This is a genomic window from Enterococcus bulliens, from assembly GCF_053761865.1.
In genome coordinates, this window is record NZ_JBSMXK010000011.1 from 19434 (window position 1) to 37048 (window position 17615).

Below are 17615 nucleotides of genomic sequence, written 5' to 3' on the forward strand. Positions count from 1 at the left end.
TTAGTATACTTGATGTGCTGTGAATCATATGACTAGATGCTTCAAAATGAAAAAATAGAAACCGTTTTCTTCAAAAATGGTATAATAAGCAAAGAATTTAATGAAAAGGAGCAGATCTATGAGCGAATTTTTAGAGATTCCGACTTGGCCTTTGTCATTACCCTTTCGTGCGTTTGAAAATGAAGGTGAAGTCGTTGTCCCTCCACATTGGCATAAAGAAATCGAAATTATTCATGTGGTAGAAGGAAGCGTTACGATCGGTTATCGAAATCGATTATTTCAAGTGCACCAAGGAGAGATATTCATATTTTCTAGCGGAGAAACTCATTATTTTTTAGCTTCTCCAAACAGTAAACGACGTGTCTTTCAGTTTGATTTAAACTTAATACGCAATGGAACGAACTATGATATTTCGAGCAACGAAGTAATCCACCGTTTTCAATTATCTAGTTTTTATAGTGTTGAATGGACAGAAGAACTTCGTCAAAAGATGATGACGACACTCACTAAGTTATTTGACGAAATGGTGCAACTTAACAGTGGATATAGTTACATGATCACGAGTTTATTATTTGAGATTATTGTCTTGTATTGTCGTGAAATGCCTTTACGTGATGCAACAAAAGAAGATAGTTTTGTAGAAGCTACAGTTAATCAAGAAGCTTTAGAACGATTGAATCAAGTGTTTATCTATGTAGAACAACAATTCGATACGCCCATCACGTTAGATGAAGTTGCCGAGGTTGTTGGATTTAGTCCGTATTATTTTGCTCGCTTTTTTAAAAAACATACTGGTCAGACATTTATACAATTTTTAACGACTTATCGGATCAATCAAGCCAAATATATTTTAGCCAATGAAAAATGTCCGATGATCGAAGTAGCAGAACGGGCGGGTTTTCATAGTGTGAAAACATTTCATCATGTCTTTAAAGAACAAGTTGGGATTTCACCATTAAAATTTCAAAAGACAATATTCGGGAATAAGTCTACTTAAATCAAGGAAGAAAACGTTCACTATTTTTTGTAGGATAAAGACATACAAAAGATAGCGGAGGTTTTTTTTATGACATTAAAAGTAGGGATTATCGGATGTGGCGGAATCGCCAATGGGAAACATTTACCAGCTTTAAGTCAGGTTTTAGAAGTCGAGCTGGTGGCATTTTGTGATATCGAAGTAGAACGAGCGGTAAAAGCAAAAGAGCAATACGGAACAAAGGATGCAACTGTTTATGCTGATTACAAAGAAATGATAACGGATACAGAAATCGATGTCATTCACGTGTGCACGCCAAATAATTCCCATGCAGAGATTACGATTGCAAGCTTAGAGGCAAACAAACATGTGATGTGCGAAAAACCAATGGCCAAAACAAGTACAGAAGCAAGAGCGATGATTGAAGCTGCGAAAAAAAGTGGGAAAAAATTGACGATTGGCTATCAAAATCGTTTCCGAACAGATTCTACTTATTTACATGAAGTCTGCCAAGAAGGTGGATTAGGTGAGATCTACATGGGCAAAGCGCATGCGGTCAGAAGAAGAGCAGTCCCTACTTGGGGAGTTTTCTTAGATGAAGAAGCACAAGGTGGTGGTCCACTGATCGATATTGGGACACACGCTCTAGATCTTACACTATGGATGATGAACAACTATCGTCCAAAATACGTTGTGGGCAATACGTACCATCATCTATCACAAATAAAAAATGCAGCCAATGCTTGGGGCTCTTGGGATCCAGAAAAATTTACAGTGGAAGATGCTGCCTTTGGATTTGTGGTCATGGAAAATGGTGCAACGATCTCATTGGAAGCGAGTTGGGCATTGAATAGTTTAGATGTAAAAGAAGCAAAAACGACTTTGATGGGAACAAAAGGTGGAGCAGATATGAATGATGGTCTGACCTTAAATGGGGAAGATCATGGTCTATTATTTGAAAAGAAAATCGAACTTGAAACGGGTGGCGTTGATTTTTATGAAGGAGAAGGGAATGATCCTGCTGTTTTAGAAGCACGCTCATTTGTCCAAGCTATTTTGAACAATACCGATCCAGTTGTAAAACCAGAAGAAGCCTTGGTAGTGACAGAGATTTTAGAAGCAATCTACGAATCTGCCCGAACGGGTGAACCAGTGATGATGAAAGGAGCACACGTATGATCCACGTTACGATTTGGAATGAGTTTCGACATGAGCAAACAGATGAGAACGTTAAAAAAGTCTATCCAGATGGCATCCATGAACAACTAAAATCTTTTTTACAAGAAGAATTCGTTGTCCAAACGGCTACGCTAGATGAAGCTGAACACGGCCTAACAGAAGCGCGTCTAAATGAAACAGATGTGCTGATTTGGTGGGGACATCTTGCTCATGATGAAGTATCAGATGCTATTGTTGAACGCGTATATTCCCGTGTTCTTCAAGGAATGGGACTGATTGTACTCCATTCAGGACATTTTTCTAAAATCTTTAAAAAATTGATGGGGACATCTTGTGATTTGAAATGGCGTGAAGCCAATGAGCGTTGTCGTATTTGGAATATTGCACCAAGCCATCCGATTACACAAGGAATTGGTGAAATGATCGAACTAGAACAAGAAGAGATGTACGGGGAGCACTTTGATATTCCCGTACCAGATGAATTGATTTTCTTGAATTGGTATCAAGGTGGAGAGGTTTTTCGAGGTGGATGTACGTATTATCATGGGAATGGAAAAATATTCTATTTCCAACCAGGGCATGAAACCTATCCTTCTTACTACAATGAAAAAGTTCAACGCGTAATCAAAAATGCGATTCACTGGGCAAATCCAACTGATAGTGTCTACCCTACTTATGGACATCATGTAGCGCTTGAACAATTAAATTAGGGTGGTGATTGTTAGATGAAAATCAGTTTACAACTATGGAGCATTCAAGATACCGTAAAAGAAGATCTATTAGCTACATTAAAACAAGTTAAACGATTTGGCTACGATGGAGTTGAATTTGCAGGCTATTTTGATCATTCCGCTGCAGACATCAAAATGTGTCTAGATGAATTAGGATTAGAAGTATCCGGGACTCATTATCCGATTGAACAATTAGAAGAGCATTTTGAAGAAGTTCTTCTTTTTGAAGAGACGATTGGCAATCATAATTTGATCGTGCCTTACTTAGATGGACACACGGTTGAAGAGTGGAGAAACTATGCGAAACGTATGGCTAGGATCCAAGAAAAATTAGTCGGTACTCCATTTCGTCTAGGTTACCATAACCACGCGCATGAATTTGATGTTACCCCACACGCATTTGATATCTTGTTAGAAAAACTTCCTACTTTGGCATTAGAAGTTGATACGTATTGGGTAGCCTATGCTAAACATCCAGTGATTGCTTTTTTAAATCAGTATCAAAAAAATATCGACTGGCTACACATAAAAGATATGCAAGAAGAACCAATTGAAAGTACCGAGATTTCTTCAGGAGTTTTACCAATCAAAACCTATCTAAAGTGGGCAAAACAACATGAAATGGAGTGGTTGATTATCGAACAAGAAGCGTTTCAGCGGTATGCTCCTTTAGAAAGTGCACAAAAAAATTATCGAGCACTCGAAATATTACGTATAGAAAGCGAGGGAAACTAAATGAAATTAGGTGTTTTTACGCCATTATTTAATGAGTTAAGTTTTGACGATATGCTAGAAGAAGTAGCAAAACGAGAGTTGCAAACCATCGAAATCGGTACAGGAGGATTTCCCGGAAATGCACACTGTGACATTGATACCTTATTGGCTAGTAGTGAAAAAAGAACAGAATATCTGCATCGTTTAGCAGACAAAAATTTAACGATCAGTGCCTTTAGTGCCCATAATAATCCACTATCTCCTGATCCAAAAGAAGCAAAAATTGCCGATGAACTATTACAAAAAACGATTCGTCTGGCAAGTTTAATGCATGTACCAGTAGTCAATGGATTTTCGGGCATTTCAGGTGGGAATGCAACCGATACAAGTGTCAATTGGCCGGTATTGCCATGGCCTACTGAGTATGGCGATAACTATCACTACCAGTGGGAAAAGAAGTTGATCCCGTATTGGCAAATGATCAATGAGCAGTGTGAGCATGCTGGTGTGAATATTGGAATCGAACTTCATGGTGGTTTTTTAGCACACACTCCTTATACGATGTTGAAATTACGCGATGCAGCGGGTAAGCATATTGGCTGTAATCTAGATCCTTCTCATCTATGGTGGCAAGGGATTGATCCGGTAGCGGCGATCAAAATTTTAGGTAAAGAACAAGCGATCCATCATTTTCATGCAAAAGATACGTATTTGGATCAAGACAATATCAACATGTACGGATTAACGGATATGCAACCATACGATCAAGTCCAGACTCGTGCTTGGACGTTTCGTTCTGTTGGATGTGGGCATTCGATGACAGAATGGTCGAATATCATCAGTGCCCTGCGTCTATATGATTATGACTATGTTTTAAGTATTGAACATGAAGATCCGTTGATGTCGATCGCAGAAGGATTTGATCGTGCGGTAACAAATTTAAAATCGACTATGATCAAAGAACAACCGACGGATCTTTGGTGGACATAAAGGAGATAAACGATGCATAAAACATTACATTTAGGCTTGATTGGTTATGGTGGGATGGGGAGCTATCATCTGCATACATTGATTCCAAAAGAATTGTTTGAGATCGGCGGTATCTATGATATCGATGACTCCAAAAAAACTAAAGCAAAAGAAAATGGACTCACAGTCTATGAATCCGTAGAAGAGCTGATTGCAGATCCACTGATCGATGTCGTTTTGATTGCAACGCCTAATGATAGTCACTGTAAATTAGCGATTCAAGCATTGCAAGCAAAAAAACATGTGATTTGTGAGAAACCAGTGATGATGACGACAAAAGAACTAGACCAAGTTCTCGCAACAGCAAAACAAGAAGATCGTCAATTTATCGTACATCAAAATAGACGTTGGGATGAAGACTTTCTTGCGGTAAAAGAGCTATATCACACGAAGAAAATCGGGGAAATCTTTCAAATTGAATCACGTGTGCAAGGCGCAAATGGTATTCCTGGTGACTGGCGCCATGAAGCAAAGCATGGTGGTGGAATGCTACTTGATTGGGGAGTTCATTTATTAGATCAATTGCTTTATCTAATCGATTCTAAAGTGATTTCTGTGATGGCGGATCTAAGTTTCGTTTTAGGTAATGAAGTTGATGATGGATTTCTTGCGTATCTTTACTTTGAAGATGGGACACGCGCTATCGTTGAAGTTGGGACGACGAATTTTGTGACATTACCACGTTGGTATGTCAAAGGATTTGAAGGCACGATGCGCATCGATGGTTGGGATTTATCTGGTGAAATCGTATCGCAAACAGGAACGATCGATCATCATCATTTGATCCCAATAAAAGCAGGTGCTGGTTTGACGAAAACGATGGCGCCTCCATCTGAAGAAGCAACGACGAGTGATGAAATCAAGACACCAACTAAACCAGAAGCGTCGTTTTATGAAAATGTCTACCGCGTTATTTTACACGGTGAAGAACCTATTGTGAAAAATGATGAAGTAAGACGTGTACTGGCTTTGATTGAACGACTATTTGAGTCACATGAACAACGCCAAATTTTACCATTTGAATTATAAGATAACCCCCTCTTTCATTTTTTAGAAAGGGGGGTTGTTGTATACTAAATAAAAGAGGTGACCGCTATGAATGCAATTAATGTACAGAATATTTCAAAGTTCTATCAGCAAAAACCTGCAATTCAAGACGTTTCTTTTACCGTTAAAGGAGGAGAAGTATTTGGATTTATCAGTCCAAACGGTGCTAGAAAATCGACAACGATCAAAACGATGCTTGATTTTATTCAACCAGATCAAGGTACAGTCGAGATCTTTGCAATGGATCATCATCAAAAGGCTAAAGAGATTCGTCAGTGTACAAGTTACGTGTCGAGCGATGTGCGCTTTTATTCAAATTTGACAAGTCTACAAATCATGCGTGTCGTAGCCAATAGTTATCAGCTGTCTAAAATCGAGCAAGAAAAGCAGTTTGCCTACTACATCAAGTTATTCTTAATGGACGTTACAAAAAAATGAATTAGCTCTCCTTAGGAAATAAAAAGAAATTAGCTTTAGCCTGTGGGTTACTGACCACTCCTAGATTATTGATCTTAGATGAGCCAACAAATGGATTAGATCCATTAATGCAACATCGTTTCTATGAAGAATTGACTCGTCATCGTCAAAATGGAACAATCGCTTTGATGGATAATAACTTTGTCAAAGTTCCTAAGTTAAAATCATTAATTAAAATTAAACTCCATAGACACCCTAAAGGGGTTATCAAATCTGCAACAATATCCCGTCACTCAAGTGGTAAATATTATATTTCTTTGTTGTGCAAAGAAGAAGTTAGTGAATTGCCTAAAACTAATTCGGTTGTGGGTATTGACCTAGGGATTACAGACTTTGCGATTCTTTCTGATGGTCAAAAAGTTGATAATAATAAATTCACGTCCAAAATGGAAAAGAAACTCAAGCGCGAACAACGTAAGGTATCAAGGCGTGCCTTATTGACTAAACAGAAGGGTATCAATTTGTTTGAAGCTAAAAATTATCAAAAACAAAAACGTAGAGTGGCTAGAGTACACGAAAAAGTAGTGAATCAACGTACTGATTTTCTGAATAAGTTGAGTACAGATATTATCAAAAATCACGATATGATCTGTATTGAGGACTTAAATACAAAAGGTATGTTGCGTAATCATAAATTAGCCAAAAGTATATCTGATGTATCTTGGTCAAGTTTTGTGGCTAAATTACAATACAAAGCTGACTGGTACGGGCGAGAAATCATCAAAGTAGACAAGTGGTTTCCATCTAGTCAAATCTGTTCAGAGTGTGGACATAAAGACGGTAAGAAACCACTCAGTATTCGAGAATGGACTTGTCCTATTTGCTATACCCATCACGATCGAGATATCAACGCTAGTATCAATATTTTGAGTGAAGGTCTAAGAATACAAGCGTTAGCTTAGAAAAAGTCGAGAACCGTAGGAATTATGGGGATAGCTTGGTAAATAAGAGACACCGCTGTTAGTAAAGAAATACGCTATCAAGTATGCTCTGTTCCCAAGAAGCTCCCACTTCAAGCGTTACAAACCGCTAGGTTTAGCTAAGTGGGGAGTAGTTCACAAATTAAGTTTGATCTTTGGCCAAGAACTGGTCGTTTTATGGCTATTGATCAGTATCGGTTTTTTCTTATCTAGTTGGCTAAAATCAAATCGTCAAAGTATAGGGGTCAGTCTAGGAATCGTATTTGGTATTTACTTGATAGGAAGGAATCTTATCTGCCTTGACGGATACCTTTACTTGGTTAGAAAACTGGTCATTTATTCACCGAACGTTGCCTAGTAAACTAATCACAGATTCTCTTTCTATTAATTATAGTATTGGAGTAGTTGGTCTAGGAGCTTTGTTTTTATTAGGCGGTTATGCTCGTTATACGAAAAAAGATTTAGTCAATAAATAAGCAATATGGGGGTGTGATAGACATCTGTTACACCCCCTAAACATCGAATAAACGTTGTTCTAGAATACTCTTTTTTTGACTGAAGTCTTGAGACTATCGACTGTTATCATGAGATCATCTTTTTCTTGAAAAAATACAAGTTTCTTGCAAAAAAATTTAAAGTTCTTTATAGTTATATAGATTGTTATCGATATGGAGGCGAGGATATGGAACATGAGTTACTTTCAATCAGACTCAAAGCATTAACGGATCCAAATCGACGTAAGATTTTGAAGTTATTACAACAAGAAGCCAAATGTGCTTGTGAGATTTTGCCACATTTTGAATTTACTCAACCAACGCTTTCTCATCATATGAAGATTTTAGAACAAGCAGGTTTTGTAAGTGTGGAAAAACGCAAATCTTGGCATTATTATAAACTTCATGAAGAAGCAATGGTGAATGTATTACATGATCTAAGCACATTGAGCAACAATAATGAATCGAATAAAGGAGCACACATATGACCTATGCACTAGAAATAAAAGGACTGAAAAAAGTTTATGCATCTGGAGTAGAAGCGCTAAAAGGAATTGATTTGACAGTTGAAGCAGGTGATTTTTATGCCTTGCTTGGACCAAACGGAGCAGGAAAATCGACAACAATTGGAATCATGACCTCTTTAGTTAACAAAACTGCAGGTAGCGTGACGATTTTTGGATATGATCTAGATAAAGATCTAGTGAAAGCAAAACAACAGATTGGCTTAGTACCGCAAGAATTTAATTTTAATCCGTTTGAAACAGTGCAACAAATCGTAGTGAATCAAGCTGGATATTACGGTGTACCGAGAAAAGAAGCTTTGCGTCGTAGCGAAAAGTATTTGAAACAATCCAATCTATGGGAAAAGCGTAACGAGAGAGCACGAATGCTTTCAGGAGGTATGAAACGACGTTTGATGATTGCGCGTGCATTGATGCACGAACCGAAACTATTGATTTTAGACGAACCAACAGCGGGTGTAGATATTGAGTTACGCCGTGAAATGTGGACGTTCTTACGTGAATTAAATGAACAAGGAACGACAATTATTTTAACAACACATTATTTGGAAGAAGCAGAAATGCTTTGTCGTAATATTGGGATTATTCAATCAGGTCAAGTTATTGAAAATACAAGTATGAAAGAATTGCTTGCTAAATTACAATATGAAACGTTTATCTTTGATTTGGAACCTTTTGATACGAAACCAATCATTACTGGATATGCACATCAGTTTGAAGATGAGCGAACACTAGAAGTCGAAGTCGAACGTAATCAAGGTGTCAATCATGTCTTTGAACAATTGTCTACGCAAGGTGTTAAGGTCTTATCGATGCGCAATAAATCAAATCGCTTAGAAGAGTTGTTTTTAAAAATCACAGAAGACAAGCAAGTGGAGGCAGATCATGTTTAATCTTTATTTAACAGCATTAAAAAGTTTGGCAGCAAAAGAAACAAATCGTTATATGCGGATTTGGGTACAAACTCTCGTACCTCCGGTGATTACGACATCGTTATATTTCATCATTTTTGGTAATTTAATTGGTGGCCGTATTGGAGAAATGGGTGGTTTTTCTTATATGGAGTTCATCGTACCAGGTTTGATCATGATGTCTGTAATTACAAGCTCTTATTCAAATGTCGCCTCTTCTTTCTTTTCGCAAAAATTTCAAAAAAATATTGAAGAATTACTTGTAGCGCCCGTACCGACTCACGTGATCATTTGGGGATTTATTTTTGGAGGTTTAGGTCGTAGTATTTTAGTAGGAGCATTGGTAACTTTGATTTCGTTATTTTTTGTTCCTTTACATGTTTTTTCTTGGGCTATCGTCATTATAACTGTTCTTATGACGGCTATCGTATTCTCATTGGCGGGATTACTAAACGGAATCTTCGCGCAATCGTTTGATGATGTCTCGATCGTGCCGACTTTTGTATTGCAACCATTGACTTATTTAGGTGGTGTCTTTTATTCGGTGACAATGTTGCCTCCCTTTTGGCAAGCTGTCTCAAAAATCAATCCGATTGTCTACATGGTATCAGGATTTCGCTATGGTTTTTTAGGGACGATCGATGTTAATATTTGGATTTCATTAGAAATCTTAGTATTGTTCATCCTTGTCTTATATACAGCAAGCTTTTATTTAATTGAACGCGGAAGAGGCTTAAGAAGCTAAAAAAAACGTCATGAGGGGGACTCATGACGTTTTTTGTACCCTTTTTTTAGGGAGTTGGGTACGGGTTATATGGAGGAAGTGATAAATTAGAAAAACTAATCGTAGTTATATAAGTTGGGGGCTTATATAACTTATGCTTCAAGGGGATGAAAGCATCACTTCTATGTCTATATAATACGCTCGATCATCTAAAAATACTACGAACAAAACTGTAAACTCACCTTACATAAACGTTATATTATTTTTTTGTTGACCTTGACGTAACGTTAAGGTGTATGCTCAAACTAAAGGAGGAAGACGATGGAAAAATATAACATTAAAGAACTCGCGACTTTGTCTGGAGTAAGTAGCAGGACGTTACGTTATTATGATCAAATTAAGCTATTATCTCCTTTGACCCGTACTAGTGCTGGATATCGACTGTATGGTACGAAAGAGGTCGACCGTTTACAGCAAATTTTAGTTTACAAAAAACTTGGATTTTCTTTACAGCAGATCCAACAATTACTTGATCAACCCACAACTACTCAACTTATATTATTTGAACAGCAATACCAAGCACTGAAACAAATGAAACAGCAAATCGAATTGCAGTTAAACACATTGGAAAAAACGATTGCTTATCAAAAAGGAGATATTCAGATGAACGACCAGGAAAAATTTATTGGATTGAAAGAAGAAAAACTTATCCGACAGCAAGAGTATCAAGCAGAAAGTAGTACGAAATACGGAGAGCTATCGTTAATAAGACAATTGAACACTTAGAAAAAAAATCAGAACATGATTTTCAAACAGCTGAAGCAATCGAGCAACAGTTGATGGTATTGCTCAAAAATCAAGTACTATCTCTTGATGAGCAAACACAAATCGTAGCGTTGCATAAACAATGGTTGCAGCACTACACGCCATATTATAATGTAGATTATCATCGACAACTTGCTGATTTATATTTAGAAGATGAACGATTTCAAAAGTATTACGATCACAAAGCTGGTGAGGGTGCAGCTAAGCGCTTAAGTGAAAGTATCCACTCGCTTTTACTCTAGCGATAAAAAGGTGTTAGCGTAAATAAGACAGCCAGAATAATTTGTCATAAAATCATCTTTTTTTTGCAAAAAATAGAGTAAAATGACTCGCTTTTTATGTAACTAGTCATAATATGACTATATGGTATGTTACACTCCTTTTTGTGAAGAACGAGAGGAGGAAATCATGATGCATGAAGTTCAAAAAAATGAGATTTATTTTTCGAAAGTGATTGGACAAGAAGAATCATATCATGTGCGAGTACGTACGATTTTAGAGCGTACAGCAGTGGTTGAGATCCAAGAGTTAAATGAGTTACCGGCGCTAGTCTTATTAGAAGATCTGCAAGTAGCTAATCTTCAAGAAGCTTAATTGCTTAAGTGAACAAATATTGCTATACTAAACCGAATATATTGAAAAACAGTAGCCAAGTCTACTGTTTTTTTAAATCTAAATAGATTGAGGGAAAGAAATGCGCAATATTAAAATGACGATTGAATATGATGGTACTCGGTATCAAGGGTGGCAACGCTTAGGGAACACTGATAAAACGATCCAAGGGAAAATCGAAAACATTATCAAGCAGTTGACAGGAGAAACAATCGAGATCGTAGGTTCCGGTCGGACCGATGCAGGGACACATGCATTAAATCAAGTTGCAAATTTTAAAACGAATTACACAGGTGACCTAACAGAGATGCTTGAATTTTTCCATAAATATCTACCACAAGACATTGTTGTCAAAAAAGTTGAAGAAGTACCGGAACGATTCCATGCTCGCTACAATGCAAGAGGAAAGACATATAGCTATTATCTATGGAATGATCCGATTCCCTCAGCATTTGAGCGCCATTATAGCTACCATTATCCAGAAACATTAAACCTCGATGCCATGCAAAAAGCTGCCGCATTGTTATGTGGTACTCACGATTTTGCTGGTTTCTCAGCTTTGAAAAAGACGAAAAAATCAACCGTACGTACAATTGAGGAGATTCGCATCGAGCGTGAAGGACATAAACTCCATTTCACCTTTACAGGAAATGGATTCTTGCATAAAATGGTCCGAATACTTGTAGGAACACTAGTCGAAATTGGAACAGGAAAGATGAAGATCGACCAGATCAATACGATTTTTGAATATAAAGTACGTAGCGAAGCAGGGGAAACGATGCCCGCACAAGGCCTATTTTTAGATTTTGTAAAATACGATTAAAACTAAACGATTAAAAATGAGTACGAAAAGATTAAGTTTCTCTTATAGAATAAAATAAACAGCAGTATACCCTATACTTTTAAGTGCAAACGTTGTATGATAGAGGAGTAGTATATTTGAACATTAATCAATTGGTAATTTTTAGCAACACCAAAATTCCTCTTTTTTAATCAAGAAATTATTGCAAAAAAATGATTGTGCATAGCACAAGGAGGAATTTTATTATGAACAACGGTACAGTAAAATGGTTTAACGCAGACAAAGGTTTTGGATTTATCACTAAAGAAGACGGACAAGACGTTTTTGCTCACTTCTCAGCAATCCAAGGTGAAGGTTTCAAAACTTTAGAAGAAGGTCAAGCAGTGACTTTCGATGTTGAAGAAGGTCAACGTGGTCTTCAAGCAACAAACATCCAAAAAAACTAAAACTTACTTATTCAACACGATTCAAGGTTCTTGAATCGTGTTTTTTTAATAAGATAAAACATTTAAGGAGAGGTCTAAATTATGGTATTTAATACTTGGAAAAAGGTTGTTCCTTCTGAAAAAGGCGAAGCGTTTCATGTAGGACAAAAAGTATCTGTAGTCGCTAACTCTCAAGCAGCGGTTGGAACAATCGATGCATTACTAGTCAATACGGCAGTCGTTTTAATGGAAGCAGAACAAGAAAAGCAAGTTGTTAAATACGAAAATTTAGTCATTTTATAGAATTAAAAAAGTACGCAGTCTGCTATTCAAATTGATAGCAAACTGCGTACTTTTTTATTCGCCCCAATAGGTAGCAGCGATTTTTTGTCCTTGTTTGATTTTCGCCCATTGTTGTTCATGGGATAATTCGTTTCCGCAATCACAAGAAGCGAAACCGCATTGGTGTGAAAGGTAAAGCCGTTCTTTAGGTAAAATACTACTTGCTTGGTCTAATAAACGAAAGACTCGTTCTTCGTCATCTAAATGATTGGTCTTACTAGAAAGTAGACCAAGGACAACTTCTGTTTCTGGACGATCTTGTAACACTTTCAAAGCTTCAAGATCCCCTGCACGTTCATCATCCCATTCTAAAAAGAAGCGATCATAATGTTGATCACGTAAAAATTTTTCTGCAATCGCTTGATACGTGCCATTAGAAGCATGACGGCTTTGATAATTTCCGCGACAATTATGTGTCCAAACTTCTAAATTTAATTGATGCGCATAATCGATAATTTCATTATTTACTGCTACAAACTCATCTGCTAAATCTTCCAAGCCTTTTGTGCCAGCTTTAAAAAAGCTTTTCTCATTGTCTTCTGCAAATAACTCCCATAAACAGTCATCGAATTGAACGATTTTTCCGCCCACTTTAGCAAATTCATCCAAAAATTCTTTGTAAGCATTTAAGACAGCGAGTTTTAAGTCAGCTTTAGTCTTGTAGACTTGATCTGGTCCAAATAATTGATTGAAAACGACCAATTCAGTAAATGCATGAGCCGCACCCCAGACAGTGATTTTTGTTGGTGTATCTTTGGCTTGTGCTTGAACGGCTTTAAAAATTTCGATAAAGTGATGATTTTTTCCTGAGAGTGGTGCGGTAATACGGATTCCAATATCTTTTCTCGTTTCAAAATCACCACCGTCTAAGTCTTCAAAAGAATATCCATTGTCTGCGATAAAACGCTCGATCCCATCAAATCCCCATAAAAAATCTAGATGCCACATAGATTTTGATAGTTCTCCATCTGTGACAATACTGATTCCTTCAGCCTTTTGTTTTTCCACGATCGCTTCAATCGCTTGCGATTCAACTTCTTGATAACCCTCAAAGTCCTCATAAAAAGGGTATTGAATATCCTCACGATGTTCGATTTGTTGTTTATATTGTAATAAATCCTCTGGTCTAAGTAGTGAACCCACTAGTTGAAAACGATCTGTTGTCATAATATTTTTCCCCCTATTTATGTGTTAGAAGAAGTGTAACAAAAATTTTAAAATAAAAATAATAGCTATTTACTTAATCTAGTTATAGTTTTTTTTTATAGTAAGCGTAATTATTACATTATTGTAAGGTCGATTGTAAGAATCGTTAAACTTTCTTAAGATATTCGAATGTTTTTTTTTCTGAAATAAAAATAAGATTTAACAGGGTGAAACTATATATTGTAAGTTATTTTATCGTAAAAATTTGGTTTTCTTTTGTCGCGAGAAATAAAGCGCGCTATACTCCAAGTGAATTAATGATCAAAGAGGAGGAATTTATATGACAATCAATAAAATTGTAGTAGCAGGTGCAGGTGTATTGGGTACGCAAATTGCTTTTCAAACTGCTTACCATGAGAAGGACGTATGGGTATACGATATCAAACAAGAATTCTTAGAGCGTGCCAAAGAAAATATGTCACGTTATCAAACGATTTATGCTAACTATTTCCAAACACCTCAACAAGCAAAAGACGCATTGACTAGATTACATTTTACGACAGATTTAAATGAAGCCGTAACCGATGCTGACTTAGTGATCGAAGCTGTTCCCGAGGTACTTAGCATTAAACAAGCGCTATTTCAGCAACTAGGTAAACTTGCCCCTGAAAAAACGATTTTGGCAACTAATACATCAACGATGCTACCAAGTCAGTTGGCTGATATTAGTGGGCGTCCAGAAAAAGTATTGGCTTTACATTTTGCCAATGAGATTTGGGTATATAACACGGCAGAGATTATGGGACAAAAACATACAGATCCAAAGATTTTACAGATGGTGGTTAACTTTGCTAAAGAAATCGGGTTAATTCCGATTCAATTGCATAAAGAGCAACCAGGATATGTACTAAATACGATGATTATGCCATTACTAGATAGTGCAATGTTTCTTTGGGTAAATGGTGTAAGTGATCCTCAAACCATTGACAAAGATTGGATGATTTCGACTAAAATGGCGATGGGACCATTTGGTATGATTGATATGATTGGAATGAAAACGCAATACGATGTACTATTGCATCGCATCGAAATGGGAGAGACACAGCTTCAACCATTAGCAGATCGTGTGAAAAAAGAATTCATCGACCAAAATAAATTAGGAATCAGTACAAATGAAGGATTCTACCACTATCCATCACCAGCATTCATGAATCCAAACTTTTTACGTTAGATAAAAAAATGACTGTGAAATAAGCCGAATAATTCCGATAACAGCTTCACATTTTTCGGTAATTATTTGGCTTATTTTAAAGAGAAGTTACTTTGGAAACAATGTGTATCCGATCTTTTAGAGTCTGTGACAGACTCCCGTCAGATTTCTTTTTTTCTTTGCATTCTCAACTGAAAATCGGTATCGTTAAAGAAAAAAAGGAAGTGAAACAATGGCGATTCTAATTTTTCTATTATTGCTTTATTTTATTCGAGAACAGTTTGAGTTTAGTGTAGTAAAAAAGTTTACGTATTTCTTTTTGCCAGGATTTTCATTGATCCAAGTGCTTTTAGTATTTGAGCCGTCGCAAAAAAGTTGGTTGATTTTAGGGATTGCGATTATTGCTGGAGCATTAGTTGGCTATTATCAAGCAAGATATTCGAATATCTTGCAAGAACTAACGCCTGTTTATTATTTCTATGAAGATGGAAAAGAACGAAAAATTTATAAAAAGGTAGTGCTAGTCAAAGGAGGGCATCATTATTTATACGGCTGGTTTGCGATCTTTTTTGTTCAAGTATTTATTCAAATTGTGATTTTGACACAGCAAGAAGATCTGACTCATCACTTATATGAAGAATTATTAAATGATTTATTTAGCATTTATCGTTTTCAAGGGTTAGAAGAAAAATCAGATAGTTGGTATGCTTGGGCATTGTACGGTGCATCGAGTTTGTTTTATCTTTTCTTTTTAATGAAAAAATTTCCTAAAGTCAAAGAGATTTTATTTCACACAGACAAGGAAGAATTGGTAGAAGAGGAGAAAATAGAATGAAACAATTTAGTCGTATTTGTTTGTTGATTGGTGTGATCAGTGATTTTTTAACTCCTTATATTCTAGGATTATTTGATCCGACAGTAAATCAATTTAAGGACGTCATGAGTTTGATTGGAGATGTGGGAAGTCCTGTACGAACAGCTTTTTTGATTTGGTCAGTGGTTGCGGGAAGTTTTTATTGTTTGGGATTCCCTTACCTTTATCAAGTTGCACGACCAGTATCAAAAGTAGCTGCATGGTTATTGGTACTTTCCATCGCTTTGTATGGAGTGGGAGATTGTATTTTTACAGGCTTATTTAGTGTCGATATACATGAAGCAAATTGGAATTTTTCAACCTGGGTACATAATGTGGGATCTGGTGTTGGGTATACAGGATTCTTCGCTTTTCCTTTGTGTGCTGCTTTATTTACTAAACGAAAACCAAATATACAGCAAACCCGTATATATCTTGGCTTTTTTTGCTTAAGTGTTCTCTTTGCACTAGTGTATGCATTCGCTCGAATCCCAGCATTACAACAAACCGTGATATTCGGTCAATTAGGCTTATGGCAACGTGTTAGTTTTTTGTTTAATTATTTTCCGATTTTATATTTTATTTGGCAAGAAAACAGCCGTCAAAAGAAACCCTTTTCAAAAAGTATGGTAAAATAAAACCATCTTGGTGTTGGAGGGAATAATATGAAGCAAGTACCTTTTGGAAGTAGTGGACAAGAAGTTTCAGCAGTGATTTTAGGTTGCATGCGGTTAGTTAATGCAGAAAATCCAACTACTGTTATCGAAGAAGCAGTGGCGCAAGGAATCAATTTTGTAGACCATGCGGATATTTATGGGCAAGGTGAATGCGAAAGTATTTTTGGTCGTTCGTTAAAAGAAGCTTCATTTTCTCGTGAAGATATTTTTATTCAAAGTAAATGTGGGATTCGTAAAGGCTTTTTTGATTTTTCAAAAGAACACATTATTGAATCAGTCGATGCGAGTTTAAGTCGTTTAGGCGTGGAATATTTGGATGCTTTATTATTGCACCGTCCCGATACTTTAGTTGAGCCAGAGGAAGTAGCAGAAGCATTTGATCAGTTAGAAGCACAGGGGAAAGTTCGTTATTTTGGTGTGAGCAATCAAAAACCGATGCAAATTGAGTTGCTAAAAAAACACTTAGCCCAACCAATCATGGCAAACCAACTACAATTTGGAATCAAACATACCGGTATGATTGATCAGGGGATTCATGTCAATATGCAAGATGAAGCGAGTATCGATCATGACGGAAGTATTCTAGATTATTCTCGTTTACATGATCAAACGATTCAAGCTTGGTCACCTTATCAGTATGGCTTTTTTGAAGGTGTCTTTATTGGAAATGAAAAATTCCCAGAGTTGAATCACGTTCTTGACAAAATTGCTCAAGCACATAATATTACAACGACTGGGCTTGCAACAGCTTGGATTTTACGTCATCCAGCAAACATGCAAGTCATTGCTGGTACTATGAATCCGCAACGTATCAAGGAAATTGTCAAAGCATCTGAGATCGTACTCTCACGCGAAGAGTGGTACGAGATCTATCGTGCAGCAGGCAATATCTTACCATAATTATAAAATTTTAATTGATGTGTATTTAAGCTTTGAGAAACAAGCAGATGAATTTTATCTGCTTGTTTTTTATTGAGCAAATCGGTTTCTTTATTTT

At 36.7% G+C, this 17615-nt stretch carries 22 protein-coding genes and 2 pseudogenes; 23 read left to right on the forward strand and 1 reads right to left on the reverse strand.

Going from position 1 to position 17615, the window contains the following annotated elements; translation table 11 throughout:
- The first annotated feature begins 118 nt into the window (after window positions 1-118).
- From ACWOEC_RS06945 to ACWOEC_RS07035, 19 genes and pseudogenes are all read left to right on the forward strand, one after another.
- On the forward strand, window positions 119-997 hold the full coding sequence (locus ACWOEC_RS06945) for an AraC family transcriptional regulator (protein WP_455306927.1): 879 nt from the start codon (window positions 119-121) through the stop codon (window positions 995-997).
- Between the two features lie 69 nt (window positions 998-1066).
- Window positions 1067-2155 carry a Gfo/Idh/MocA family protein gene (locus ACWOEC_RS06950; RefSeq protein WP_297077586.1) on the forward strand — a complete coding sequence of 363 codons (1089 nt, stop codon included), beginning with the start codon at window positions 1067-1069 and terminating at the stop codon, window positions 2153-2155.
- Window positions 2152-2865 (forward strand): ThuA domain-containing protein, encoded by a 714-nt coding sequence (locus tag ACWOEC_RS06955; RefSeq protein ID WP_455306929.1) that lies wholly within the window; start codon window positions 2152-2154, stop codon window positions 2863-2865. Before ACWOEC_RS06950 ends, ACWOEC_RS06955 begins: the two co-directional genes overlap by 4 nt.
- 15 nt (window positions 2866-2880) lie before the next feature.
- Window positions 2881-3621, forward strand: a complete 741-nt coding sequence (locus ACWOEC_RS06960; protein ID WP_455306931.1) for a sugar phosphate isomerase/epimerase family protein — start codon at window positions 2881-2883, stop codon at window positions 3619-3621.
- Window positions 3622-4590 (forward strand): sugar phosphate isomerase/epimerase family protein, encoded by a 969-nt coding sequence (locus tag ACWOEC_RS06965; protein WP_455306933.1) that lies wholly within the window; start codon window positions 3622-3624, stop codon window positions 4588-4590. It abuts the gene before it with no gap.
- 12 nt (window positions 4591-4602) lie between these two features.
- The gene (locus ACWOEC_RS06970; protein WP_455306935.1) at window positions 4603-5658 is read left to right on the forward strand and encodes a Gfo/Idh/MocA family protein; all 1056 of its coding nucleotides are present in this window, start codon (window positions 4603-4605) and stop codon (window positions 5656-5658) included.
- Between the two features lie 66 nt (window positions 5659-5724).
- Window positions 5725-6114 carry an ATP-binding cassette domain-containing protein gene (locus ACWOEC_RS06975; protein ID WP_455306937.1) on the forward strand — a complete coding sequence of 130 codons (390 nt, stop codon included), beginning with the start codon at window positions 5725-5727 and terminating at the stop codon, window positions 6112-6114.
- Window positions 6115-6164: 50 nt separating this feature from the next.
- A pseudogene (locus ACWOEC_RS06980) lies at window positions 6165-6209 on the forward strand (hypothetical protein); the annotation flags it as partial.
- Window positions 6210-6254: 45 nt separating this feature from the next.
- Window positions 6255-7055 (forward strand): annotated as a pseudogene (locus tag ACWOEC_RS06985) (RNA-guided endonuclease TnpB family protein); the annotation flags it as partial.
- 317 nt (window positions 7056-7372) lie between these two features.
- Window positions 7373-7549, forward strand: coding sequence for a hypothetical protein (locus tag ACWOEC_RS06990; RefSeq protein ID WP_455306939.1), 177 nt, complete (start codon window positions 7373-7375; stop codon window positions 7547-7549).
- Between the two features lie 206 nt (window positions 7550-7755).
- Window positions 7756-8055 carry an ArsR/SmtB family transcription factor gene (locus tag ACWOEC_RS06995; protein WP_455306941.1) on the forward strand — a complete coding sequence of 100 codons (300 nt, stop codon included), beginning with the start codon at window positions 7756-7758 and terminating at the stop codon, window positions 8053-8055.
- Window positions 8052-8984: an ABC transporter ATP-binding protein gene (locus ACWOEC_RS07000; protein ID WP_455306943.1), complete on the forward strand. Its 933-nt coding sequence runs from the start codon at window positions 8052-8054 to the stop codon at window positions 8982-8984. Before ACWOEC_RS06995 ends, ACWOEC_RS07000 begins: the two co-directional genes overlap by 4 nt.
- Window positions 8977-9747 (forward strand): ABC transporter permease, encoded by a 771-nt coding sequence (locus tag ACWOEC_RS07005; RefSeq protein ID WP_455306945.1) that lies wholly within the window; start codon window positions 8977-8979, stop codon window positions 9745-9747. Before ACWOEC_RS07000 ends, ACWOEC_RS07005 begins: the two co-directional genes overlap by 8 nt.
- 300 nt (window positions 9748-10047) lie before the next feature.
- Window positions 10048-10512: a MerR family transcriptional regulator gene (locus ACWOEC_RS07010; protein ID WP_455306947.1), complete on the forward strand. Its 465-nt coding sequence runs from the start codon at window positions 10048-10050 to the stop codon at window positions 10510-10512.
- Window positions 10513-10550: 38 nt separating this feature from the next.
- Window positions 10551-10793, forward strand: coding sequence for a TipAS antibiotic-recognition domain-containing protein (locus tag ACWOEC_RS07015; RefSeq protein WP_455307044.1), 243 nt, complete (start codon window positions 10551-10553; stop codon window positions 10791-10793).
- 169 nt (window positions 10794-10962) lie between these two features.
- On the forward strand, window positions 10963-11145 hold the full coding sequence (locus ACWOEC_RS07020; protein WP_455306949.1) for a hypothetical protein: 183 nt from the start codon (window positions 10963-10965) through the stop codon (window positions 11143-11145).
- Between the two features lie 100 nt (window positions 11146-11245).
- Entirely contained in the window at window positions 11246-11986 is a 741-nt protein-coding gene (gene truA / locus ACWOEC_RS07025; RefSeq protein WP_455306951.1) for a tRNA pseudouridine(38-40) synthase TruA, read from the forward strand.
- 224 nt (window positions 11987-12210) lie between these two features.
- Window positions 12211-12411, forward strand: a complete 201-nt coding sequence (locus ACWOEC_RS07030; RefSeq protein WP_297077612.1) for a cold-shock protein — start codon at window positions 12211-12213, stop codon at window positions 12409-12411.
- Between the two features lie 81 nt (window positions 12412-12492).
- Window positions 12493-12693 (forward strand): hypothetical protein, encoded by a 201-nt coding sequence (locus ACWOEC_RS07035; RefSeq protein WP_297077614.1) that lies wholly within the window; start codon window positions 12493-12495, stop codon window positions 12691-12693.
- Window positions 12694-12747: 54 nt separating this feature from the next.
- On the opposite strand, the gene ACWOEC_RS07040 is transcribed toward ACWOEC_RS07035, so the two are convergent.
- On the reverse strand, window positions 12748-13899 hold the full coding sequence (locus ACWOEC_RS07040; RefSeq protein ID WP_297077620.1) for a cobalamin-independent methionine synthase II family protein: 1152 nt from the start codon (window positions 13897-13899) through the stop codon (window positions 12748-12750).
- Between the two features lie 319 nt (window positions 13900-14218).
- On the opposite strand from ACWOEC_RS07040, the gene ACWOEC_RS07045 reads away from it, so the two are divergent.
- The 4 genes from ACWOEC_RS07045 to ACWOEC_RS07060 all read left to right on the forward strand — a co-directional run bounded on the left by ACWOEC_RS07045 (window position 14219) and on the right by ACWOEC_RS07060 (window position 17518).
- On the forward strand, window positions 14219-15109 hold the full coding sequence (locus ACWOEC_RS07045; protein WP_455306954.1) for a 3-hydroxyacyl-CoA dehydrogenase: 891 nt from the start codon (window positions 14219-14221) through the stop codon (window positions 15107-15109).
- 211 nt (window positions 15110-15320) lie between these two features.
- Window positions 15321-15923, forward strand: coding sequence for a hypothetical protein (locus ACWOEC_RS07050; RefSeq protein WP_455306956.1), 603 nt, complete (start codon window positions 15321-15323; stop codon window positions 15921-15923).
- Complete coding sequence (locus tag ACWOEC_RS07055; protein WP_455306958.1) at window positions 15920-16579, forward strand: DUF998 domain-containing protein; 660 nt, start codon at window positions 15920-15922, stop codon at window positions 16577-16579. The genes ACWOEC_RS07050 and ACWOEC_RS07055 overlap by 4 nt, the downstream gene beginning before the upstream one ends.
- Window positions 16580-16606: 27 nt before the next feature.
- Window positions 16607-17518: an aldo/keto reductase gene (locus ACWOEC_RS07060; RefSeq protein WP_455306960.1), complete on the forward strand. Its 912-nt coding sequence runs from the start codon at window positions 16607-16609 to the stop codon at window positions 17516-17518.
- Window positions 17519-17615 lie beyond the last annotated feature (97 nt).

Bases quoted from the DNA above. Each gene is read 5' to 3' on its own strand.
- ACWOEC_RS07045 (WP_455306954.1), top strand. From the start codon at position 14,219: ATGACAATCAATAAAATTGTAGTAGCAGGTGCAGGTGTATTGGGTACG.
- ACWOEC_RS07000 (WP_455306943.1), top strand. From the start codon at position 8,052: ATGACCTATGCACTAGAAATAAAAGGACTGAAAAAAGTTTATGCATCT.
- ACWOEC_RS07060 (WP_455306960.1), top strand. From the start codon at position 16,607: ATGAAGCAAGTACCTTTTGGAAGTAGTGGACAAGAAGTTTCAGCAGTG.
- ACWOEC_RS06960 (WP_455306931.1), top strand. From the start codon at position 2,881: ATGAAAATCAGTTTACAACTATGGAGCATTCAAGATACCGTAAAAGAA.
- ACWOEC_RS07010 (WP_455306947.1), top strand. From the start codon at position 10,048: ATGGAAAAATATAACATTAAAGAACTCGCGACTTTGTCTGGAGTAAGT.
- ACWOEC_RS07030 (WP_297077612.1), top strand. From the start codon at position 12,211: ATGAACAACGGTACAGTAAAATGGTTTAACGCAGACAAAGGTTTTGGA.
- ACWOEC_RS07020 (WP_455306949.1), top strand. From the start codon at position 10,963: ATGCATGAAGTTCAAAAAAATGAGATTTATTTTTCGAAAGTGATTGGA.
- ACWOEC_RS06950 (WP_297077586.1), top strand. From the start codon at position 1,067: ATGACATTAAAAGTAGGGATTATCGGATGTGGCGGAATCGCCAATGGG.
- ACWOEC_RS07050 (WP_455306956.1), top strand. From the start codon at position 15,321: ATGGCGATTCTAATTTTTCTATTATTGCTTTATTTTATTCGAGAACAG.
- ACWOEC_RS07055 (WP_455306958.1), top strand. From the start codon at position 15,920: ATGAAACAATTTAGTCGTATTTGTTTGTTGATTGGTGTGATCAGTGAT.
- ACWOEC_RS06970 (WP_455306935.1), top strand. From the start codon at position 4,603: ATGCATAAAACATTACATTTAGGCTTGATTGGTTATGGTGGGATGGGG.
- ACWOEC_RS07005 (WP_455306945.1), top strand. From the start codon at position 8,977: ATGTTTAATCTTTATTTAACAGCATTAAAAAGTTTGGCAGCAAAAGAA.
- ACWOEC_RS07040 (WP_297077620.1), bottom strand. From the start codon at position 13,899: ATGACAACAGATCGTTTTCAACTAGTGGGTTCACTACTTAGACCAGAG.
- truA (WP_455306951.1), top strand. From the start codon at position 11,246: ATGCGCAATATTAAAATGACGATTGAATATGATGGTACTCGGTATCAA.
- ACWOEC_RS06965 (WP_455306933.1), top strand. From the start codon at position 3,622: ATGAAATTAGGTGTTTTTACGCCATTATTTAATGAGTTAAGTTTTGAC.
- ACWOEC_RS06945 (WP_455306927.1), top strand. From the start codon at position 119: ATGAGCGAATTTTTAGAGATTCCGACTTGGCCTTTGTCATTACCCTTT.
- ACWOEC_RS06995 (WP_455306941.1), top strand. From the start codon at position 7,756: ATGGAACATGAGTTACTTTCAATCAGACTCAAAGCATTAACGGATCCA.
- ACWOEC_RS06955 (WP_455306929.1), top strand. From the start codon at position 2,152: ATGATCCACGTTACGATTTGGAATGAGTTTCGACATGAGCAAACAGAT.
- ACWOEC_RS06975 (WP_455306937.1), top strand. From the start codon at position 5,725: ATGAATGCAATTAATGTACAGAATATTTCAAAGTTCTATCAGCAAAAA.
- ACWOEC_RS07035 (WP_297077614.1), top strand. From the start codon at position 12,493: ATGGTATTTAATACTTGGAAAAAGGTTGTTCCTTCTGAAAAAGGCGAA.